The following is a 23,221-nucleotide window of genomic DNA, read 5'->3' as shown; positions in this document are numbered from 1 at the left end:
AACATGTCATTGCCATAATATTTTACCTCCAAATACGCACTTACATTATATCATATTTTCATGACATGATGATAAAATAAAAGGTCGTGGAGCCTCAAAATTTGCGTATTTGGAAAGAAGTCATCCACGACAATGGATATAATACCATATATTCTTTCATTTGAAAACTAAAAGCTGTTGACTTTTTTACTTTGTCAACAGCCTGAAGTGAAATTGAAAAATTTCACTTTTTTTCGTTTTTAAGAAGAAAAAATTGAAAAAAATGTATATATAATAATTAGGGGCTACTGATGAAAGGAAGGGTCAGCATGAAAGAATTAACCGTACAACAGCAATGTGAAATTCAAGGTGGAGGTTTAATTGCGACTGCATTACTTTATTTGATATTAGGTGCTGCAGCGTATAAAATTATTAAATCGAAGAAGGGAAGAATTTCAATTCCAAGACTCATCAGTATTGAATGGAGAGATTAGTAATATGAAAGGCAATTTGCCTTTCATATTTTTATATGTTATAGCATAGATTAGAAAGGGTGATTAAAATGAAATTTGAATGGAAAGTTGTTATTTTTGCAGTTGTTTGTTCTTTGGTATTTATGTTTATTTTTACATATGGATGCTCTCTAGGACAAAAAACACTTTATGCATATCAGGTTGGTATTTATAAGGAAGCAAGTAATAAAGATGAAAAATTAGCTGAATTGAAAGAAATGGGAATCGAAGGATATACCTATACAAAAAATGATCAATATTATGTATTATCAATGATTAGTGAAAAAAAAGAAGATATAGAAAAACATGCTACACAAGTAAAAGGAATCATGAAAACTTATATTGTGCCAACATCTACAACAAATGAAATGTTATTGGATTCTTTATCGAAAGGTGATGATCTATGATTAAGACATTACCATTAGAAGAAAATCCACGTGAAAAAGCATTAACATATGGTATTGAAACATTGAATAATGTAGAATTATTGGCACTGATATTAAGAACTGGGCATAAAAATGAATCGGTGATTCAATTGTCACAACGTCTATTAACGGAAATTGGAGGTTTTGCAAATCTATCGACGGTTACTTATGCAGATTTGATTGCTTTGAAGGGAATTAAGCAAGCAAAAGCAATTGAAATATTGAGTATTATAGAAATTGCTAAAAGATTAAAAGATGTTTCATCAATAGAGAAGCCATTACTCAATCCTTATGATATTTTTGGAAGAGTACATAACCAGTTGATGTTTTTGAAGCAAGAACATTTCCTGTTGCTCTGTTTAGATAATAAAAATAAAGTCATCAAAGAAAAAACCATTTTTATTGGCTCATTAAATATGAGTGTTGTCACGCCTAGAGAAGTCTTTAAAGAAGCTATCGCTATAAGCAGTGCAAAAATTGTTTTAGTACACAACCATCCAAGTGGAGATGCATTGCCTAGTGAAGAAGACTTGCTTATGACAGAACAGTTTCAAAAATTAGGACAAATGATGTCAATTGAAGTCATAGATCATATTGTGGTTGGGTGGAATCAATTTTATAGTATTATGGCAAAACAATTGTTTTTTTATGAATAAAGATGTGAAAATATAGGAATTTGATAAATTGTTTTTTACGAATTGCTTTTTTTATATTGAGATATTATAATGTATGAATGATAAGAGGTGGTATCTTTGTATAGAAAAGGTAATAAATGGACAAAACAAAAAAGAAGAATCGTTATTATAACAGTTGTACTGGTTTCATTTTCAGTATTAACACTTGTAACCAGTCGTTCTGCTTCAAGTATAGAAATTATTTTTAAAGATACAATTGCAAATTTAGAATATTATATTATTAAAGCGCCTATTCAATATGTAACAGGATTATTTGAAGAATATAATGATTTAAAAGATGTTTATGAAGAAAATGCAAAGCTCAAGGAACAATTAGATAATTTGGCTCGTGAGAGTGCAATGAATGAAGTTTTAACAAATGAATTAAATGATTTAAAAGAAATTATGGATATTGATCATCTACCTACTGAATATCAGGTAAAATATACAAATGTGATTGCTAGAGATGCTCAAAACTGGAATAATCAGGTCACTATTAATTTAGGGAAAATTTCTGGTGTACAGGAAGGTATGGCAGTAGTCAATGCTCAGGGAATGATTGGGACAATTACAAGTGTCAGTGAAATTTCTTCAACAGTCACTTTATTATCAAGTGAAACATCCAAGTCACAATTGCCAGTTATGATTTTAAGTGGTGATGAGGAATACTATGGATTATTAAATCGTTATAATATTAATACGCATAAATATTCTATTACTTTGCTAAGTGATGTTGAAACAATTGAAAAAGATGCTAAGGTTGTAACAAGTGGTCTAGGTGGAAAAGGAAAGAGTCCAAAAGGTATTTTAGTTGGAACAGTAGAAAATTATGCGACTGGTGATGATGCAACTGAGTCTGTTTGTGATGTCACACCTAGTGTGGATTTTGACGCTCTTAATGATGTTGCTGTTGTTCAAAGGGTGAATGACGAATGAGAAAACGTGTCCAAGATAGCTATCTAGTCAAATGTTTTTTAGTCGTTTTTTTATGTTTTGTAGTCGATAGTACAATTCATTATTTCTTGCCCTATAATTTCACTAAAACCGGAATAACCATCACACCATACTTAGGTTTAATGATGTTTGCTTTATTAGTGAGAACAATAGACGGTGCAGAACGTTATTTCTTTGCAACCATATGTGGTCTTTATTATTCTGTTGTCTATGCAAATTCTTTAGCCATATATATTCTTATTTATTGTTTAATCGCCTTTGTTCGTTCATATTTGTTTAAATTAGACACATTAAATATTGTTGAATCTACAATTTTTTGTGTTTTGACAATATTCGCCCAGGAATGTATTGTATATTGGTTGATGTGGATTACCAATATGACAAGATATCCAATGGTTTCATTTGTAGTTATGCAATTATTACCAACACTACTTTTGAATGCTGTTTTATCAGTTATCATTTATTGGATCTACAATAAAGTGAAAATTGAGGTGAAATAATGAATATTGAAGTCAAAGGAATTAATGGAATACTGGTTATGAAAGTCAATGAGAATTGTACATTTCAGCAGTTTTTAGATGATTTGAATCAGCTTTTGGAGCAACCCCTATTTCAACAGGAGGGGTACTATCCAAGAGCTTTTTTTGATTTTGGCTGTCGAGTTTTAGCAATTGATGAAGTTCATTCTTTGATGGATTTACTGATGCAAAAAGAAAAGGTTTTATTTGATGGTATGACATATCATCAACAACCTCATCAGGTCCATATCAGAAAAGAACAACTTCACAATGGTGAAGAAATTATCATTGATCATGAAACATTGTTTTTAGGAATCGTAAATCCAGGAAGTTATGTTTATTGTTATCAGAATGTTTATTTTCTTAATACAGTCAAAGGAACTATTGTCGCAATGAATGAAGATGTACGTATATTTGGACATGATTTTCAAAATGCTCAAATTATAATTAATCAACAGACATTACATGATTTGACAACTTCTGCACTCACAAGCGTTTATTATAAAGATAACCAGATTATTTTGACGAAGGAGGAAAATTATGTGTCGAACTATAGTCATTACGTCGGGTAAAGGTGGTGTTGGAAAAAGTAGTATGACCATTAATTTGGGTTATGCATTAGCCAATATGAATAAAAAAGTATGTTTAATAGATGCGGATTTTGGTTTGAAAAACTTAGATGTCATGTTAGGATTAGAAAATAGAGTGATTTTTGATTTGAAAGATGTTATTTCAAATAAATGTTCTTTACAACAGATTTTAGTTAAAGATAAACGTATGCAATCTTTATATTTATTGCCTGCGTGCAAATCACTTTCTTTTGAAAATTTAAATTTAGATTATATGATCAATATGGTAGAACAGTTAAAACAGGAATTTGATTATATATTGATTGATAGTCCTGCTGGTATTGAAAAAGGGTTTCAATATGCCAGTAGTTTGTCAAAAGAAGCTATTATCGTTGTCAATCTAGATACTGTTTCTTTACGTGATGCTGATCGTGTTGTAGGCTTATTGTTGAAACAGGGTGTTGATCAATTACATATGCTTGTCAATAAATATAATGAATCAGATGTTTTGAAAGGGCGTTGTCCTTCACTTAAAGAAGCCTACGATATTTTGTCAATTCCATTGATTGGAATTGTTTATGAAGAACATGATATGATTGAGGCTAACAATAAAGGAATGCCTATTTATATGAATAAAAAAGAAAATATTTATCGATGTTTTGATCGTATTGTCAAACGATTAGAGGGGCAGGAGATTCCTTTTCAAAAAAATAAAAGAAAACCTCTACTGGAACGTCTTTTTAGATAATATTTTTTTGTTTTCTTTCATAAGTTAAAATGAGGTGAAAACTTGTGAATGATATTGATGAAATTAGAAGGAGAATGGAGAAGAGAAGGGCACATCGTCATCCTGTCTTAACTGATCGTCATTTTTCTAGAATTTATAATGGTATGATTAAAGCAATGGTTGCTTTACTTGTGGGAATTGCTATTTGTGCATATGTTAAGGTTAGTCCTAATGGAGATTATATTAAAGATTACGTATTAAATGATTTGCAGTTTTCAAAAGTCACATCATGGATTAACCAGCATTTTTTGTCTTTTCAAGGACAAGAGGAAACTGCAACTGTTTCATCAAAGATGAATTATACACATATCAAAGATAATTATTATACGAATCAGTCTAACGAAGTATTGAATTTTGGCAAGGGACGTGTCATCTATGTGGGAGAACAGAATTTATTAGGAAAATATGTAACGATTCTTTTAGAAAATAACATAGAAGTGACATTTGGAAATATGCAGGATGTTTTTGTAAGTATGTATGACCAGGTTGAAGAATCAACTATATTGGGAACATATGAAGATCAGGTTATGATTGTTTTTACTCAAGGTGAACAGGAAATTGATTATTCAACATTTGAAGAGCTTATATCATAAACTTTCTATCCACCCAATTACGCTTGTTTATTTTCTTTTTTCATGGCTGGGAGGATATTTGAAATGGTATCTTTCAACTTTATTGATTGTTTGTTTACATGAAATATGCCATCTCTTGATGGCATATTATTTTCATTTTCAAATTAAAAAGATAGAATTGCTTCCATTTGGAGCTTATTTGTATTTAAAAGATTTTTATTTTCAATCTATCTGGAAAGAAATGTGTGTTGTTTTAGCTGGACCATGTAGTCATTTGTTTATTTATACAGGAATTCAAATGTTAAGTCATGGTGTTTATCGGGACTTTTTATTAACAATGAATATGTTTGTTTTGTGTTTTAATCTTTTACCTATCTATCCTTTGGATGGTGGTAGATTTCTAAGCTTACTTTTACAAAGTATTATGGATCTAAAAAAGTCTTTATTTTTGACTTTAAAAATATCTATTTTTGTATATTGTTTGCTTTTCTTGTTTTATTTACAAATGAATACTGTTGTCATTTTATGCTATCTTTTTTATCAGCTATGTTGTTTTTATAGGTTTATTTTTATTTATTTAAGGACATATTATGGAAGGATACCATCTTTTTCTAATCAACGACCACCTCTTGTTCATGATCGTATAATATATCGAAGAGGTTATCATAATTATTATGTTATTGATCAAAAAATGAGAGATGAAAAAGAAATGGTACCAGAGCTTTTAAAAAGTATAAAAAAATGAAAAATATAGGAAATTATCTTGTTTTTTTGGACGTGTTATGGTATTATACAACGGGTATTGAAAATACACACATTGTGAATTCATAAATCGAGTGCCTGTTCATGGTGGTTTATGTTAGAAACAATGGAGGAAAAAACGAAAGGGAGGAAGTTACAATGGCAGTAATTTCAATGAAAAAATTATTAGAAGTTGGTGTTCATTTTGGACATCAAACAAAAAGATGGAATCCAAAAATGGCTCCATACATTTTCACAGCTAGAAACGGTATTTATATCATTGATTTAAAGAAATCATCTGATAAAATTGATGAAGCTTATGCAGCTTTAATGGATATCGTTGCTAAAGGTGGAAAAGTTTTATTTGTAGGAACTAAAAAACAAGCTCAAGAAGCTGTTCAAACTGAAGCTGAAAGATCTGGAAGTTTCTATGTAAATTCTCGTTGGTTAGGTGGAACATTAACTAACTTCAAAACTATCCAAAAGAGAATTAGAAGATTAAAAGAATTAGAAAAAATGGAAGAAGATGGAACTTTAGAATTATTCACTAAAAAAGAAGCAGTTCTTCTTATGAAAGAAAAAGCTAAGTTAGAAAAGAACTTAGGTGGTATTAAAGAAATGAGAAGATTACCAAATGCTTTATTTGTAGTAGATCCTAAAGTTGAACATAACGCAGTTGCAGAAGCAAGAATCTTAGGTATCCCTGTATTTGGTATCGTTGATACAAACTGTGATCCTGATGAAGTGGATTATGTAATCCCTGCTAATGATGATGCTATTAGAGCTGTTAAATTAATTGTAGCTGCTATGGCAGATGCAGTATGTGAAGCAAAAGGTGAACCAGTAACAGTTGCCTATGTAAAAGATGAAGATGATAAAGAAGTATCAATGAATGATGCTGTTGCTTCTGTAGAAGAAAACAAACAAAAAGGACCTAGATACAAAAATGCTGGACGTCCTAAAAATAACAAACCTGCTGAAGTAAGCAAACCAGCTGAAGTTAAAGAAGAAAAAACTGAAGCATAGTTAATAAGAGGGGAAGCTTATGCTTTCCTTTTTTTATAAAAAAGATGGAGGAGAAAAAAATGGCTATTAGTGCAAAATTAGTAAAAGAATTACGTGAAAAAACTGGTGCTGGAATGATGGATTGTAAAAAAGCACTTGAAGCTTGTAATGGTGATTTAGAAGCTTCTTTTGACTGGTTAAGAGAAAAAGGAATTGCTAAAGCTGCAAAAAAAGCAGATCGTATTGCTGCTGAAGGTTTAACTGCTTTTGTTGTTGATGGAAATGCTGCAGCAATCGTTGAAGTTAACTCTGAAACAGACTTCGTTGCTAAAAATGCTGAATTCCAGGAATTAGTAGCTTTAACAGCAAAAACAATTGTAAATGCAAAACCTCAAGATGTAGAAGCTGCTTTACAATTAGATGTTGAAGGTAAAGATTTAGGAACTGTTATTGCTGAAAAAAGTGGTAAAATTGGTGAGAAATTAAGTTTAAGAAGATTTACTGTAATGACTAAAAATGATGATGAAATCTTCGGTGCATATTCTCATATGGGTGGAAAAATGTGTGCTTTAGTTAAAGCTTCTGGTATTGATGAAGTGAAAGCTAAAGATGTTGCGATGCAAGTTGCTGCAATTGCTCCACAATATATTGATAGAACAGCTATTCCAGCTGAAATTTTAGAACATGAAAGAACTGTTTTAAAAGCTCAAGCTATGGAAGAAAATGCTAAGAGTGCAAAACCAAAACCAGAAAATATTATTGAAAAAATGATTGAAGGGCGTTTAAACAAAAACTTAAAAGAAATGTGCTTAGTTGATCAAGCATTCATTAAAGATTCTGATCAAACAGTAGCTCAATACTTAGGTAATGGTAAAGTTTTAGAAATGGTACGTTTTGAAGTTGGTGAAGGAATGGAAAAACGTGAAGAAAACTTTGCTGAAGAAGTTGCTGCTCAAATGAGAGGATAATTATATAAATAGAAAGGACACACTTTTTGTGCCCTTTTCTTGTAAAATGGAGGAGAGATCATATGAAGTACAAAAGAGTTTTATTAAAGCTAAGTGGTGAAGCATTAGCTGGTGAACAGGGATTTGGAATTAATCCAGTTGTTGTTGCAGATGTTGCAAGACAAATTAAAGATGCTAAAGATTTAGGTGTAGAAATTGCAATTGTTTGTGGTGGTGGAAACATTTGGCGTGGTAAAACTGGTAGTGATATGGGTATGGAAAGAGCCGCTGCTGACTATATGGGAATGTTAGCAACTGTGATGAATGGTATGGCTTTACAAAATGCATTAGAAGCTATTGGTTTGGATACACGTTTATTATCAGCTATTGATATGAAAGAAGTGGCAGAACCTTATATTAGAAGAAGAGCGGTACGTCATTTAGAAAAAAATCGTATTGTTATTTTTGGAGCAGGAACTGGTAGTCCATTCTTTACAACTGATACAACTGCTGCTTTGCGTGCTGCTGAAATGAATGCTGATGTTATTTTAATGGCTAAAAATGGTGTTGATGGTGTTTATTCAGCTGATCCTAAAATCGACCCACAAGCTAAAAAATATGATCATATAACATATTTAGATGTATTAAATGAAGATTTACATATCATGGACCAAACAGCAATTACATTATGTAAAGACAATGGTATCGATCTTTGTGTATTTAATATGCAAGAAGATGGTAATATTGCACGTGCATGTAATGGTGAATCAATTGGTACAATTATTTCAAAAGGAGGGAAAGAAACATGCTAGATTTAATTTTAGAAGAAACTAAAGAAAAAATGGAGAAATCTATTGAAGCTTTTAAACACGAACTTTCATCAGTAAGAACTGGTCGTGCCAATCCAACTATGCTTGATAGAGTAAAAGTTAATTACTGGGGTGAAATGACACCTTTAAATCAAACTGCTGGTATTTCAGTTGTAGAAGGACGTCAACTTGTTGTTAAACCATATGATAAAAATATTTTAAAAGATATTGAACATGCTATTTATGAAGCTAATTTAGGATTAACACCACAAAATGATGGTGAAATTATTCGTATCAATGTCCCAGCATTAACTGAAGAAACAAGAAGAGAATACGTAAAACAAGCGAAAAAATATGCTGAAGATGCAAAAGTGGCTTTACGTAACATTCGTAGAAATGCTAATGATGATGTTGAAAAAGCTGATTTATCTGAAGATGAAGTTAAATCAGGTAAAGAGAAAGTTCAAAAATTAACTGATCAATATGTTAAAATCATTGATCAATTAACAAAAGAAAAAGAAAATGATTTAATGACAGTTTAGTTTTTTAGACTCCTGCTTAAAAGTAGGAGTTTTTTTGTAGAATATTTTAAGATAAGAGTTCGCATGTTGAATCCTTTTATGTTATAATACAAAAAGATTATGAGGTGACGATATGTTTTTTAAGAAAAAAAGAAAAATAGATTATGATTTAGATATGACCAATATTCCTAAACATATTGCTTTTATTATGGATGGTAATGGTCGCTGGGCAAAAAAAAGAAAAATGCCACGTACATATGGACATCATGAAGGTACAAAAACAATTCGTACTTTAGCCTTAGAAGCAAACCGTCTTGGTGTAAAGGCTATGACTGTTTATGCTTTTTCTACTGAAAATTTTAAAAGAGATGCCAGTGAAGTCGAATATATTTTTAAATTACCTAAAGAATTTTTTAATCTTTATTTGAAGGAATTAATGGATAATGATGTTCAAATTCGTTATATTGGTCATTTAGAAATGGCTCCAATAGAAACACAGAAAATCATTAAAGATGCAATTGCACAAACAGCACAAAATCATGGGTTGATTTTGACATTTGCTTTTATTTATGGTGGTCGTGATGAAATTATTGAAGCAACAAAAGATATTTGCGAACAATATAAAAATGGTCATATTACTTTAGAAGATATTACAGAAGATTATTTTGAAAGACATCTTATGACAAAAGATCTTCCACCTGTTGATTTAATGGTGAGAAGTAGTGGCGAATGTCGTTTATCAAATTTTTTACTTTGGCAATTAGCTTATGCTGAATTTGTTTTTGATGAGACATTATGGCCTGATTTTGATGAAGAGAGATTGCATCATGCTATTGCGATATATCAAGGTAGAGAAAGAAGATTTGGAGGTGTTTTAAAATGAAAACACGTATTATTACAGCTATTGTTCTTCTTATTGTTATTTTACCATGTGTGATATGGGGTGGTTTACCATTTAAGGCATTAATAGGTATTGTTGCAGGAATTGCTGTTTTTGAAATGCTTTCTATCTGCAATCGTCCTAAAGCTCATATTTATTTATATCCAATCGTAGCTATCTTTGTATTTTATTCTTTATATTTTGAAAAATCATTACTGATTTCAAGTGAAATTATTATTTTATATATGATTATTTTAATGGCATGTAGTATGTTTGATGAAGGTATGAACTTTTTAAGATTGTGTTATTATTTTACATCAGGTGTTTTAATTGCTATGGGATTACATATGCTTTATCAACTACGTTTAACATATGGATTAGAATATATTTTAATTCTTGCTTTGGCTACTTTTGGTACAGATACAGGAGCTTATTTTACAGGGGTGTGTTTTGGAAAGCATAAATTAAATCCTCGTCTTTCACCTAAAAAAACGATTGAAGGTTCGATTGGTGGAATCTTTTTAGGAACTGTTCTTTCTGCTGGATACGGTGCATATATTCAAATAGATATGCCCATAATCTGGTTGATTATTATGTGTTTCATATTAACAATGACAAGTCAAATTGGTGATTTAACTTTTAGTAGTATGAAAAGAACTTTTGAAGTCAAAGATTTTTCTCAGATTTTACCTGGTCATGGTGGGATTTTAGATCGTTTTGATTCAATTCTTTTTAATGCAATGGTTTTTGGTATTTTGATTCATTTTATAACAATGGTGGTGGCTTAATATGAAGAAAATTTGTGTTTTAGGAGTAACCGGTTCAATTGGTCAACAAACTGTTGATGTTGTGAAACATCATCGTGATGAGTTTGAAATTGTAGCCATGAGTGCTGGTCGAAATATTGATTTATTAGAACAGACAATGACAGTTATTCATGCTAAGCATATTTGTGTTCAAAATGAAGAAGATATGCTTTATCTTCAAAGAAAATACAAAGATGTTCATTTTTATTGTGGTCAGGAAGGTTTGGTAAGTATTGCGACTTTAAGTGAAATTGATATTGTTTTAAATGCAATTGTTGGTTTTGCTGGTTTGCTTCCTACAATGAATGCTATTAAAGCTCATAAAGATATTGCTTTGGCTAATAAAGAAACACTTGTTGTTGCTGGACATTTGATTATTCCTCTGATAAAAGAATATGGGGTACAGTTATTACCTGTAGATAGTGAACACTCTGCTATTTTTCAATGTATCAATGGTGAATATCATGGAGAGATTAATAAAATTATTTTAACAGCAAGTGGTGGAAGTTTTCGTGATAAAACAAGATCTGAACTTTCACATGTCAGTGTTGAAGATGCACTTAAGCATCCAAACTGGTCTATGGGTGCAAAGATTACCATTGATAGTGCGACTTTATTTAATAAAGGTCTTGAAGTCATGGAAGCCAAATGGCTTTTTGATGTTGATTATGACGATATAGAAGTTCTTATTCATCCAGAAAGTATTATACATTCCATGGTTGAATATAAGGATACTGCTGTTATTGCACAGCTTGGAACACCGGACATGCGTTTACCTATTCAATATGCTTTAACTTATCCGCATCGTTTCCCATTAATGGGTGGCAAACGTTTATCATTAAGTGAAGTGGGAACTTTGCATTTTGAAAAACCTGATTTTCATCGTTTTCATGCATTAGCTTTGGCTTATGAAGCAGGGCGAAGAGGAGGTTCAATGCCATGTGTTTTAAATGGTGCAAATGAACAGGCAAATACTTTATTTTTAAAGAAAAAAATTGAATTTTTAGATATTGAAAAATATGTTGAAGAAGCTATGCGTGCGCATCATTGGATTGATCATCCAACTTTAGAACAACTCATTGAAATTGATCAATGGGCAAGAAATTTTGTAAAAGAAAGAGTAGGAGAAATATAGATGCAGACAATCATTACTATCATAGTATTTTTATTGATATTAGGTTCAATCATTATTATTCATGAATTTGGACATTTCATTGCTGCTAAAATTTTTGGTGTCTATTGTTCACACTTTTCAATAGGATTTGGTCCTAAATTATGGTCTAAAAAAGGTAAGGAAACGGAATATGAAATTCGTGCTTTGCCTTTTGGGGGCTTTGTTTCTATGGCTGGTGAAGAACAGAGTGACGAAGAAGAACTCAAAGATATTCCTATTGAAAGAACTTTAAAAGGAATTAAAACATATCAGAAAGTGATTATCTTTTTAGCTGGAGTCTTTATGAATTTTGTATTGGCATTTGTTGTCACATTTGGTGTTAATGCACTGAGTGGCCAGTTACCTGTTCAAACAGCTCAAGTTGGTCAAATTATAGAAAATTCTCCTGCTCAACAGGCAGGATTAGAAACTGGAGATATTATTCAAGAATTAACGATTAATGAAACAGGACAAGTTATTTTAGTATCAAATTTTGGGGATATTCAACTGACTCAAAAAGATCTTCAGACAACCGCATCTACAATCCATGTTCAAATTAAAGTGGATCGTGATGGGCAGACAAAAAATTTACAGGCAACTTTAAAATATGATCAGTCATCACAAGCTTATAAATTAGGAATTTATCAGGCAACACGTTCTATGAATATAGCTGAAGCGATTCAATATACGTTTATTTCTATTGGTGAAATGAGTGTTGCGATTTTTGTGGCTCTTGGTCAATTGATTACTCGTTTTAGTGAAACAGTTACACAGCTTTCTGGGCCTGTTGGGATTTATCAGGTCACTTCGCAGGTCACACAAACTGGGCAGATTACTTACATTTTAAATTTATTGGCTTTGCTTTCAGTCAATGTAGGTATCTTTAACTTATTGCCAATTCCTGGTTTGGATGGATGTCAGGTTATTTTTGCATTAATTGAAAAGGTTATTGGAAGAGAATTGCCTGAAAAAATCAAGATTGCTTTGCAGCTTTGTGGATTAGGATTGGTTATGTTATTAATGATTTTTGTCACATATCAAGATGTTTTAAGAATATTTCAATAAAAGGGATTTTTATCCCTTTTTGCTATAGGAGGTTTATTGGATGGATAAAATGCTTATATTATTACAGCAGCTTCATCTTGAAAACGAAGTTTCTGCTTTGAAACATGCTTATATTGAGCGTGTGATTGTACATAAAGATAACTCTTATACATTTTATATTGGTGCATCACATATTGTGCCATTAACAGAAATCAGATTATTATTCGCAGCTAAAAAAGAATTTCCTTATCCATGTGAATTTCTTTTTGATTGGGCATCTTCATATACTCCTCAAGACGTTAAAGAATATGCTCTATTTATTTTTGATGGATTAAAACATCGTTTTCCACAAATTGATTTTATTAAAGAAGATTTATTATCTTTTGAAAATAATACTCTTGAAATTGAGGTTATTAATGATATTCAACTCAATCAGCTAGAGAAATTATATAAAATTTTTGATAAGTATTTTAATAAATTTGGAATGCAAATTGGTTTTCATGCTTTTATTGATCAAAATAATCAAACATATCAATCCATCCAAGAGGAAATGGATGCTTTAAATGAAGTTCAAGTTGATATGAAAACATTTGATCAGGTTAGTGAAGCTCCCAAAAAAGAAAATAAACCAAAGTATCAAGGATATAAAAAAGATTATTTTTCATTAACAATTGATGAAATTGATGACACGGTCAAAGAAGTGATGATTCAAGGCTATGTTTTTAAAGAAGAATCTAAGAAAGTCAAATCAGGAAAAACAATTCAATCATTATATGTGACTGATTATACCAACAGTATTGTTGTTAAACGTTTTGAAAATAAAGGTGGCAACAGTGTTGAAGAGATGAATAAAGTCAAAAAAGGTAATGTTTGGGTACGTGTAAAAGGAAATGTCGAATATGATACATATATGAAAGATACTGTTATTGTGGCTCGAGAAGTAGAAGTCATTCCTTCACCTAAAATACGTCAAGATCAGTCTGAAAAAAAACGTGTTGAATTACATGTGCATTCAAAGATGTCATCAATGGATGGAATTGGCAGTATTTCTGAGTATATCGAAAGAGCTGCTTATTGGGGACATCAGGCTATAGCTGTTACTGATCATGGAAATGTTCAATCATTTCCAGAGGCACAAACAGCAAGTCAGAAACATAAGATCAAAATGATTTATGGGGTCGAAATGTATATGATTGATCCAGAATTTACAGTTGTTTATAATGAAACAGACAAAACATTAAAAGATTTAACATTTGTATCTTTTGACCTTGAAACAACTGGATTATCTGTTATGGATGATGATATTACTGAATTTGGTGCGGTTAAAATAAAAAATGGACAGGAAATTGATCGTATTCAAAGCCTTATTAAACCTCATAAACGTATCTCACAGAAGATTACCAATTTAACACATATTACAAATGAAGATGTTAAAAATGCACCTTCAATTGAAGAATTTATACCGAAAATTTTAGACTTCTTTGGTGATGATGTTATTGTGGCTCATAATGCAACTTTTGATGTTGGATTTTTAAATGAAATCTTAACACGATATGGATATCAGAAATTAAAGAATCCAGCTATTGACTCATTAACTTTAGCGTGGAAACTTTTACCAGATTTGAAAGGATATCGTTTAGGTAATGTTGCCAGACATTATCGTATTCCTTATGATGGTGATGATGCCCATCGTGCTGATTATGATGCTGAAGTTTTAGCTGGTGTTTTTAATATGATGTTACATGATTTGATGCAACAAGGTTATTATAATGTATTGGATATGAATAAAATGGAATGTCCACAGGCATATAAGATTGTTCGTCCTAAACACATGTGTGTTCTTGCTAAAGATAAAACAGGTTTAAAAAATATGTTTAAACTTGTTTCTGAAGCGAATACAACTTATTTTGAAAAAACATCACGTATTCCACGAGAACGTTTAGAGTTTTATCGTGAAGGTTTATTATTTGGTAGTGGGTGCTATAACTCAGAAATTTTTGATCTTGCAATGACAAGAAGTCTTGATGAATTAAAAAAAGCGATGTCTTTTTATGATTATATTGAAATTCTTCCATTAGATATATGCCAATATTTTGTTGAAAGAGGCCGTGTTGATACGATGGAAGATCTCACTCGTATTTTGCGTCGTATTGTAGATACTGCAAAAGAAATGGGAAAATTGATTGTTGCGACTGGTGATGTTCATTATTTAGATCAAAAAGATAAAATTTTCCGAGATGTTTTTACATGCAATCCTAAGATTGGATTAGGTGGAGCTTTGCATCCATTGACAGATCGTAATAATCCTACAGCCTGGATACCTGATGAGTATTTACGTACAACTCAGGAAATGATGGATAGTCTTTCTTATTTAAGTGAAGATGAAAAGTATGAATATGTTATTGAAAATACAAATAAAATTGCAGATATGATTGATGGTTCCTTCCATGTTGTTCATGATAAATTATTTACACCTCATATTGATAATGCTGATGAAAATTTACGTCAATTATGTTTTGATAATGCGCATAAACAATATGGAGAAGTCCTACCTGATATTGTTGAAAAGCGTTTAACAAAGGAATTAGATAATATCATTAAACATGGTTTTGGAGTTATCTATTATATTGCACATAAGCTTGTTAAAAAATCTAACGAGGCAGGCTATCTTGTAGGAAGTCGAGGATCAGTAGGGTCGTCATTTGTTGCGACAATGGCTAATATTTCAGAAGTTAATCCTTTACCTCCGCATTATTATTGCCCACATTGTCAATATAATGAGTTTTTACCGGAAGGGTATATTGCTAATGGTTATGATCTTCCTGATAAAAAATGTCCAAAATGTGGACATCCTTTAAAAGGTGATGGACATAACATTCCATTTGAAACATTCTTGGGATTTAATGCTGATAAAGTACCGGATATTGATTTGAACTTCTCAGGTGATTATCAGCCAACGGCTCATGCTTATACAAAAGAAATTTTTGGTGAAAGTCATGTCTATCGTGCCGGTACAATCTCAACTGTAGCTGAAAAAACAGCTTATGGTTATGCAAAAGGTTATGCAGAGTTAATGGGAAAAGAAAATACTATGCGTCAGGCTGAACTGGAAAGAATTGCTAAAGGATGTACGGGTGTAAAACGTACAACTGGTCAGCATCCAGGAGGAATCATTGTTATTCCTGAAAATATGGATGTCTTTGATTTTACACCATATCAATATCCTGCTGATGATTTATCTGCGGAATGGAAAACAACGCATTTTGACTTCCATGCCATTCATGATAATGTATTAAAATTTGATATTTTAGGACATGTTGATCCAACCGTTATTAGAATGCTGCAAGATTTAACTGGCGTTAATCCTAAGGATATTCCAACCAATGATCCAAAAGTCATGAGTTTATTTAATTCGACAGAAGCATTAGGCATTGATTTGAGTTATTTAAATTGTAAAACGGGAGCACTTGGATTGCCTGAGTTTGGTACTAAGTTTGTACGTGGGATGCTTGAACAGACGCATCCAACTTCATTTAGTGATTTGGTTATTTTATCAGGGCTATCTCATGGAACAGATGTTTACCTTGGAAACGCTGAAACACTGATTAGTTCAGGAACATGTACGCTAAAAGAAGTTATTGGGTGTCGTGATGATATTATGGTTTATTTGATTGAAAAAGGTCTACCTAATAAAGATGCTTTTGATATTATGGAATGCGTTCGTAAAGGAAAATCACCGGTTGTTTTTCCAGAGAAAAAATATGAAGAGCTAATGCGTCAGCATGATGTACCAACATGGTATATTGAATCATGTAAAAAAATCAAATACATGTTCCCTAAAGCTCATGCTGCTGCGTATGTTTTAAGTGCCGTACGTGTTGCTTGGTGGAAATTATATTATCCTAGAGAATATTATGCTGTCTATTTCACGACACGTTGTGATGCCTATGATATTGAAACGATGATTCAAGGAAAGGAAGCTGTCTATGCGAAATATCAGAGCATTTTAAATGATAAGCAAAACGGAGTCAAAATTTCAAATAAAGAAGAAGCTTTGATTTCTGTTTTTGAAATCGCCTTAGAAATGTTTGAAAGAGGAATGCATTTTAGTAATATTTCTTTGGAAAAATCTGATTCGCAGAACTTTATTATAGATCCAGATGATGACTCGGCATTATTACCACCATTTGTTTCTATTGACGGTTTAGGAACATCCGTTGGTGATAGTGTTGTTGAAGCACGACAGAAAAATAGATTCTTATCAAAAGAAGATGTCATGAAACGTACAAAATTAACAAATAATCAAATTGATTTTCTAACAAAACTGGGGGCATTTGAAAATATGTCTGAAGAGAATCAATTATCATTATTTGATTTCTCATAAAAATGGTGATGAAAGCATTGTTTTTTGTGATTGATTATGTTATATTATAAAAGTAATCAGTGATTTACGAGAGGGGAAACCCTCTCGTTTATATTTGTAAACGGAGGATTATATGCTAGAAAAAATCAAACAACTTATTCAACCTATATTAAATGATCATGATGTTTATTTAGATGACATTGAATATGTCAAAGAAAAAAATGAATGGTATTTAAGAATTTTTATTGAGAAAAATAATGGTCATCTTGATATGGATACATGTGTTGCAGTGAGTGAAGCTATTAGCGATATGTTAGATCAGGAAGATTTGATTGAAGATGAGTATTATTTAGAAGTATCTTCACCTGGTGCTGAAAAACCATTAAAAACACTTGAAAAAGTTCAACAATCTATTGGAGAGTATGTATATATCCAGTTTAAGAATCCAACTCAAGGCATGAATGAGGTTTATGGGACAATACTGAATGTTGAAGGTACTCAAATTGAGTTACAGTATATGGTAAAAAACATTAAGAAAAAATGCAATATTGATTATAATGATATTGCTTTTATAAGGTTAGCTGTTAAATTTTAAGGAGGATAATGTAAAATGGCTAGTAAAAAATTTATTCAGGCACTTGATTTATTAGAAAGTGAAAAAGGTATCAAAAAAGAAATTGTGCTTGATGCTTTAAAAGAAGCATTAGAAAAATCATATAAAAAGAACTATGGTGGTCCTGAGTCAATTATTCGTGTTGAAATTAATGAAATCAATGGAAAGATTCGTTTATATGAGATTAAACATGTTGTTGATGATGTCAATGATGAAGATTATGAACTGTCTTTAGAAGAAGCTCAAATGATTAATCCTAAGTATCAAATAGGTGATGATGTTGTCACTGAAGTTGATCCAGAAGTTTTTGGACGTTTGGCAGCTATTCAGACAAAACAGTTGTTGAAACAAAAAATTCGTGAAGCTGAAAAAGAAACATTATATAACGAATATATTGATAAAAAAGATGATATTATTAATGGAACTGTTGATCGCGTGGAAGAACGTTTTGCGATTATTAATATTGGTAGAACAGGTGCTTTATTACCATTAAATCAACAAATTCCAGGTGAAAAGATATATGAAGGGCAACGTATTAAAGTTTATGTGAGTGATGTTGAACGTAATACAAAAGGAACACATATTGGTGTTTCAAGAACAGAACCTGGATTAGTAAAAAGATTATTTGAAATGGAAGTTCCTGAAATTTATGATGGAACTGTTGAAATCAAATCTGTATCTCGTGAAGCTGGAGATCGTAGCAAGATTGCAGTTTATACAAGTCATGAAAATATTGATCCTATTGGAGCATGTGTTGGTCCAAAAGGAAGCCGTGTACGCAATGTTGTGAATGAATTAAATGGAGAAATGATTGATATTGTTGAATGGAGTGAAGATCCAGTTGTGTATATTTCACACGCCTTATCACCATCAGATGTTGTACATGTCGATATTGATGAAGAAAAACACAGTGCTTTAGTTATAGTTCCTGATAATCAGTTATCACTTGCTATTGGAAAAAGAGGTCAAAATGCACGTTTAGCAGTACGATTAACTGGATGGAAAATAGATATCAAGTCAGTTAGTGAAGCTGCAAATGAAGGTATTATATATGGTGAGGATGCTGAATTTGAAAAATCATTTGAAGCAGAAATGATAAAAGAAGACGAACCTGTTATTGAAGAATCATTTGAAGATAAATTATCTGAAACAGATGAAGAATTACAAGAAAATTTCGAAGAAAATGATATAATAGAAGAAGATAGTGATATGTATCAAGAAGATCATGATGAATCAGAGGAATCAGAAGAATTCGATGATTATGATGACTATGATGAGTATGATGATTATGATTATGATCCAAAATATGATGAAGACATTGATTATGATGAATTTGACAAATATTATGATGAAAAATAGGGGTGATTTTGAGTGCGAAAGATACCTTTAAGAAAGTGTGTAGCAACACAAGAACAATTGCCTAAAAAAGAATTGATTCGTGTGGTGAGAAATAAAGAAGGTGAAGTATTTGTTGATCCAACAGGAAAGATGAATGGAAGAGGTGCTTATTTAAAAAGAAGCCTTGAAGCAATTGAAATAGCTCAAAAAAAAGGAGTTTTAAAAAAATCTCTTGAAGTAGATATACCTGATGAGATTTTTGAAGAATTAAAAAAATATGTTGGATAAAAGTACGATTTCATTGTTGGGATTAGCAATGCGTGCTAGAAAAATTGCTACAGGAGATGTGTTATTAAAGTCAATTCGACAAAAAAAGGTTGATTTTGTTATCATTGCAGAAGATGCAAGTGATAATACCAAAAAGAAATATATTGATAAATGTACCTATTATCATATTGATTATTGTGTTATGGGACAAAGTGAAGAACTTTCTCAAGCCATTGGGAAAAACAATCGTGTTGCGTTAGGTATATTGGATAAAGGTTTTGCAAATAAAATCAAATCAAAATGAGGAGGTTGATATTATGGCAAAAAAGAATACATCAACAAAGAAAAAGGGAAACCATCATAAAAAGAAACTCATTTCTAATATTCCACAAAAAAAGGAAGAAAAGAAATTGGGAGATGGAATTATTGAATATGAAGATGGTATTACAGTTGGTGAATTAGCTGAGATGATTGGACAGACACCAGCTAATGTTATTAAAGTTTTATTCATGCTTGGAACAATGGTAACAATCAATTCATCATTAAATGATGAACAAGTTGAGTTAATTTGTCTTGAGTATGGTTATGAAGTAAAGAAAAAGGTTATTGTCAGTGAAATTAACTTTGAAGATATTGAAATCATTGATGATGAAGCTGATTTAGTTGGTCGTCCACCAGTTGTTACAATTATGGGACATGTTGATCATGGTAAGACAACTTTACTTGATTATATTAGAAAATCAAGAGTGGCAGAAGGCGAATTTGGTGGTATTACTCAACATATTGGTGCTTATCAGGTTGAAGTGAATGGAAAGAAAATCACGTTCTTGGATACGCCTGGACATGAAGCATTTACTGCAATGCGTGCCCGTGGAGCGCAATTAACAGACATTGTTATTATTGTTGTTGCTGCTGATGATGGCGTTATGCCACAAACAAAAGAAGCAGTTGACCATGCCTTAGCTGCTGGTGTACCTATTGTTGTCGCTATTAATAAAATTGATAAAGAAGGTGCTGATCCTGAACGTATCAAAGGTGAAATGAGTGAATTAGGTTTAATGCCTGAAGAATGGGGTGGAGATACAGTTTACTGTAATATTTCTGCAAAAAAAGGAATTGGAATTCAGGAATTATTAGAAACATTGACAGTTGTTGCAGAACTTGCTGATTTAAAAGCAAATCCAAAACGTTATGCTTATGGTAGTGTTGTTGAAGGTCGTTTGGATAAAGGAAGAGGACCTGTTGCAACTTTACTTGTACAAAATGGAACATTAAGAGCTGGAGATCCAATTGTTGTTGGAACTGCCTTTGGACGTGTTCGTCAGATGCTTGGTGATCATGGAAAAGAATTAAAAGAAGCTGGTCCTTCAACTCCAGTAGAAATTACAGGATTGAATGATGTGCCTGTAGCTGGTGATAAGTTTATGGCATTTGAAACTGAAAAGATGGCTCGTCATGTTGGAGAAGAAAGACAAAAGGCTAAACAGGAACAAGATCGTGGTGTTAGCTCAGCAATGAGCTTAGATGATTTGTTCAACCAAATTAAAGAAGGACAGGTTGCTCATTTAAATATTATTGTCAAAGCTGATGTCAATGGTACAGCTGAGGCTGTTAAGGGTTCATTAGAAAAGATTGATATTGATGGTGTACGTGTCAATGTTATTCGTTCGACTGTTGGTGCAATCAGTGAATCTGATGTTTTATTGGCTAGTGCTTCTAAAGCTATTATTTATGGATTTAATGTTCGTCCTGATGCTAACGTAAGACGTAAAGCAGAGGAAGAAGGAGTAGAAATCAGACTTCATAATATTATTTATAAAATGGTTGAAGAAATTGAAGCGGCTATGCGTGGTATGCTTGCTCCTGAATTAGAAGAAGTTGTAACTGGTCAAGCTGAAATTAGACAAGTTATCAAGGTTTCTAAAATTGGAAATATTGCTGGTTCATATGTAACAGATGGATATATACGTAGAGATTGTGGTATCCGTTTAATCCGTGATGGTGTTGTTATTTATGAAGGAAAATTAGCATCTTTAAAACGATTTAAAGACGATGCAAAAGAAGTATCGGCTGGGTATGAATGTGGTATGACAATTGAAAACTACAATGATATTAAAGAAGGAGATATCATTGAAGGATTCATCATGGAAGAAGTCGAAAGAAAATAGGAGCTGATCTTTTATGGTATTAAAAAAAGAAAAATTAAATAATATTATTCAAAGAGAATTATCTGATATTATTCAAATGGAAGTTAAAGATCCAGCCATAGGTTTTTGTACGATTACTGGTGTAGAAGTAACAAATGATTTATCAATTGCTAAAGTTTATGTTTCTTTTTTAAATAAAAATCCTCAAAAAAGAATGGAAGCTTTACAACACTCTAAAGGATTTATTCGTACTCTTTTAGCAAAACGTTTAACAGTTCGTAAATGTCCTGAGCTACAGTTTGTTATAGATACATCAATTGAATATGGTAATAAAATTGAAAGTATTATTGAAGAATTAAATCAACAAAAAAAGATTTCTAATGATTAGAAATCTTTTTTTATATATTGTTTGAAGATTAAGGTTAATAAGCATATAATAATAGAAGGAGGACATAAAAAATGAAAAAATGTATTATAAACGGGAAAATCATTTTACATGATGAAATTGTAAACAAAAATGTATTTATTGAAGATGATAAGATTACAGAAATCAGTAATCGTCAACCAGAAGATGAAGATATTATTGATGCAAAAGGTGCTTATGTAAGCCCAGGTTTCATTGATGTACATACGCATGGTCGTGGTGGTAGTGATACGATGTATGCTACATTTGATGATTTAAACACAATCTCTAAAGCAACTTTAAAAACAGGAGTAACATCATTTTTACCAACAACAATGACTATGCCTGTTGATGATATTGCTAAAGCTATTGAAAATATTGCTGTCAATAAAGATAAAGTTGAAGGGGCTCAAGTTTTAGGTACACACTTAGAAGGACCTTTCTTTAATAAAAAATATAAAGGAGCACAACCAGAAGAATGTATGATTTTGCCAACAGTTGATAATTATTTATCTTTTGTTCAAGATCATCAGGATATCATCAGAAAAATTTCTATTGCTCCTGAATTAGAACACTCATTAGAACTCATATCTTATTTAAAAGATAAGAATACAGTTGTTTCTTTAGGACATACAAATGCAACTTATGAACAAGCTCAAGCGGCTATTGATGCGGGGGCAACTTCAGGAACACATACTTATAATGCTATGACACCATTAACACATAGAGCACCAGGTGTTGTTGGAGCTGTTATGATCAATGATAGTGTTTATGCAGAATTGATTTTAGATGGCGTACATGTCAATTATGCAGCTGCTAAAGCATTATTACGTACTAAAGGTAAAGATAAATTGATTTTAATTACAGATTCTCTTGAAGCAGCAGGCTTGGAAAATGGAAAATATCTTTTAGGAAATCAAGATGTTTATGTAAAAGACGGAGAAGCGAGATTGATTGATGGAACATTAGCAGGAAGTATTGTTTCAATGAATGTGGCTGTTAAAAATGCTTATGAACATCTTGGATTAACATTAAATGAAGCTGTCAATTTAGCAAGTTATAATCCTGCTCAGAGTTTAAATGAACCATTATTAGGAGAAATTAAAGTGGGAAATTATGCAGATATTATTTTCTTTGATGACAACATTCAAATTCAACAAACAATGATTAAGGGACAATTGAAATAGGTAGGTA

24 protein-coding genes and 1 pseudogene are annotated in these 23,221 nt (G+C 31.6%); all 25 read left to right on the top strand.

Annotated elements, in window-relative coordinates:
* Window positions 1–290 precede the first annotated feature (290 nt).
* The 25 genes and pseudogenes from ACESR5_RS06245 to nagA all read left to right on the top strand — a co-directional run bounded on the left by ACESR5_RS06245 (window position 291) and on the right by nagA (window position 23,214).
* A complete protein-coding gene (locus ACESR5_RS06245) occupies window positions 291–473 on the top strand; it encodes a hypothetical protein (RefSeq protein WP_129737806.1) in 183 nt (60 codons plus the stop codon).
* A gap of 68 nt (window positions 474–541) precedes the next feature.
* Entirely contained in the window at window positions 542–898 is a 357-nt protein-coding gene (locus ACESR5_RS06240) for a hypothetical protein (RefSeq protein WP_373154716.1), read from the top strand.
* Window positions 895–1,572, top strand: a complete 678-nt coding sequence (gene radC / locus ACESR5_RS06235; RefSeq protein WP_087244078.1) for a DNA repair protein RadC — start codon at window positions 895–897, stop codon at window positions 1,570–1,572. The genes ACESR5_RS06240 and radC overlap by 4 nt, the downstream gene beginning before the upstream one ends.
* Before the next feature lie 96 nt (window positions 1,573–1,668).
* Complete coding sequence (gene mreC, locus ACESR5_RS06230) at window positions 1,669–2,526, top strand: rod shape-determining protein MreC (RefSeq protein ID WP_087296610.1); 858 nt, start codon at window positions 1,669–1,671, stop codon at window positions 2,524–2,526.
* The gene (locus ACESR5_RS06225) at window positions 2,523–3,044 is read left to right on the top strand and encodes a rod shape-determining protein MreD (protein ID WP_087244076.1); all 522 of its coding nucleotides are present in this window, start codon (window positions 2,523–2,525) and stop codon (window positions 3,042–3,044) included. Before mreC ends, ACESR5_RS06225 begins: the two co-directional genes overlap by 4 nt.
* Window positions 3,044–3,634 carry a hypothetical protein gene (locus ACESR5_RS06220; RefSeq protein ID WP_087304209.1) on the top strand — a complete coding sequence of 197 codons (591 nt, stop codon included), beginning with the start codon at window positions 3,044–3,046 and terminating at the stop codon, window positions 3,632–3,634. Before ACESR5_RS06225 ends, ACESR5_RS06220 begins: the two co-directional genes overlap by 1 nt.
* Window positions 3,603–4,379, top strand: coding sequence for a septum site-determining protein MinD (minD, locus tag ACESR5_RS06215; protein ID WP_087244074.1), 777 nt, complete (start codon window positions 3,603–3,605; stop codon window positions 4,377–4,379). Before ACESR5_RS06220 ends, minD begins: the two co-directional genes overlap by 32 nt.
* A 44-nt stretch (window positions 4,380–4,423) precedes the next feature.
* Entirely contained in the window at window positions 4,424–5,011 is a 588-nt protein-coding gene (locus ACESR5_RS06210; protein WP_087296608.1) for a M23 family metallopeptidase, read from the top strand.
* A gap of 58 nt (window positions 5,012–5,069) precedes the next feature.
* On the top strand, window positions 5,070–5,735 hold the full coding sequence (locus ACESR5_RS06205) for a site-2 protease family protein (RefSeq protein ID WP_373154714.1): 666 nt from the start codon (window positions 5,070–5,072) through the stop codon (window positions 5,733–5,735).
* Window positions 5,736–5,890: 155 nt separating this feature from the next.
* Window positions 5,891–6,628, top strand: a pseudogene (gene rpsB / locus ACESR5_RS06200) (30S ribosomal protein S2); the annotation flags it as partial.
* Between the two features lie 188 nt (window positions 6,629–6,816).
* Complete coding sequence (gene tsf / locus ACESR5_RS06195) at window positions 6,817–7,704, top strand: translation elongation factor Ts (RefSeq protein WP_087244071.1); 888 nt, start codon at window positions 6,817–6,819, stop codon at window positions 7,702–7,704.
* Window positions 7,705–7,766: 62 nt separating this feature from the next.
* Window positions 7,767–8,495 (top strand): UMP kinase, encoded by a 729-nt coding sequence (gene pyrH, locus ACESR5_RS06190; protein WP_087244070.1) that lies wholly within the window; start codon window positions 7,767–7,769, stop codon window positions 8,493–8,495.
* Entirely contained in the window at window positions 8,489–9,034 is a 546-nt protein-coding gene (frr, locus tag ACESR5_RS06185) for a ribosome recycling factor (RefSeq protein WP_087296606.1), read from the top strand. The genes pyrH and frr overlap by 7 nt, the downstream gene beginning before the upstream one ends.
* 112 nt (window positions 9,035–9,146) lie before the next feature.
* Window positions 9,147–9,896, top strand: a complete 750-nt coding sequence (locus tag ACESR5_RS06180; protein WP_087296605.1) for an isoprenyl transferase — start codon at window positions 9,147–9,149, stop codon at window positions 9,894–9,896.
* On the top strand, window positions 9,893–10,681 hold the full coding sequence (locus ACESR5_RS06175) for a phosphatidate cytidylyltransferase (RefSeq protein ID WP_373154713.1): 789 nt from the start codon (window positions 9,893–9,895) through the stop codon (window positions 10,679–10,681). Before ACESR5_RS06180 ends, ACESR5_RS06175 begins: the two co-directional genes overlap by 4 nt.
* A gap of 1 nt (window position 10,682) precedes the next feature.
* Window positions 10,683–11,834 (top strand): 1-deoxy-D-xylulose-5-phosphate reductoisomerase, encoded by a 1,152-nt coding sequence (locus tag ACESR5_RS06170; protein ID WP_087244066.1) that lies wholly within the window; start codon window positions 10,683–10,685, stop codon window positions 11,832–11,834.
* The gene (locus tag ACESR5_RS06165; RefSeq protein ID WP_373154712.1) at window positions 11,835–12,917 is read left to right on the top strand and encodes an RIP metalloprotease; all 1,083 of its coding nucleotides are present in this window, start codon (window positions 11,835–11,837) and stop codon (window positions 12,915–12,917) included. It abuts the gene before it with no gap.
* Window positions 12,918–12,957: 40 nt separating this feature from the next.
* Window positions 12,958–17,280 carry a PolC-type DNA polymerase III gene (locus ACESR5_RS06160; RefSeq protein WP_373154711.1) on the top strand — a complete coding sequence of 1,441 codons (4,323 nt, stop codon included), beginning with the start codon at window positions 12,958–12,960 and terminating at the stop codon, window positions 17,278–17,280.
* Window positions 17,281–17,392: 112 nt separating this feature from the next.
* The gene (rimP, locus tag ACESR5_RS06155) at window positions 17,393–17,854 is read left to right on the top strand and encodes a ribosome maturation factor RimP (RefSeq protein ID WP_087244063.1); all 462 of its coding nucleotides are present in this window, start codon (window positions 17,393–17,395) and stop codon (window positions 17,852–17,854) included.
* A 15-nt stretch (window positions 17,855–17,869) separates the two neighbouring features.
* Window positions 17,870–19,231, top strand: coding sequence for a transcription termination factor NusA (nusA, locus tag ACESR5_RS06150; RefSeq protein WP_087244062.1), 1,362 nt, complete (start codon window positions 17,870–17,872; stop codon window positions 19,229–19,231).
* 12 nt (window positions 19,232–19,243) lie between these two features.
* Window positions 19,244–19,498: an RNase P modulator RnpM gene (rnpM, locus tag ACESR5_RS06145; protein WP_087244061.1), complete on the top strand. Its 255-nt coding sequence runs from the start codon at window positions 19,244–19,246 to the stop codon at window positions 19,496–19,498.
* Window positions 19,488–19,781 carry a ribosomal L7Ae/L30e/S12e/Gadd45 family protein gene (locus ACESR5_RS06140; protein ID WP_087244060.1) on the top strand — a complete coding sequence of 98 codons (294 nt, stop codon included), beginning with the start codon at window positions 19,488–19,490 and terminating at the stop codon, window positions 19,779–19,781. Before rnpM ends, ACESR5_RS06140 begins: the two co-directional genes overlap by 11 nt.
* Before the next feature lie 13 nt (window positions 19,782–19,794).
* A complete protein-coding gene (gene infB / locus ACESR5_RS06135; protein WP_087244059.1) occupies window positions 19,795–21,645 on the top strand; it encodes a translation initiation factor IF-2 in 1,851 nt (616 codons plus the stop codon).
* Between the two features lie 13 nt (window positions 21,646–21,658).
* Entirely contained in the window at window positions 21,659–22,012 is a 354-nt protein-coding gene (gene rbfA / locus ACESR5_RS06130; protein WP_087244058.1) for a 30S ribosome-binding factor RbfA, read from the top strand.
* A gap of 71 nt (window positions 22,013–22,083) precedes the next feature.
* Window positions 22,084–23,214: an N-acetylglucosamine-6-phosphate deacetylase gene (nagA, locus tag ACESR5_RS06125; protein WP_373154710.1), complete on the top strand. Its 1,131-nt coding sequence runs from the start codon at window positions 22,084–22,086 to the stop codon at window positions 23,212–23,214.
* The last annotated feature ends 7 nt before the right edge of the window (window positions 23,215–23,221 follow it).

It is taken from the genome of Clostridium sp. AUH-JLR23, assembly GCF_964238065.1.
In the GTDB taxonomy this organism is placed as follows: domain Bacteria; phylum Bacillota_I; class Bacilli_A; order Erysipelotrichales; family Coprobacillaceae; genus Allocoprobacillus; species Allocoprobacillus merdigallinarum.
Note: the sequence above shows the minus strand (reverse complement) of the source record. Positions and strands in the feature narration are given on the sequence as shown.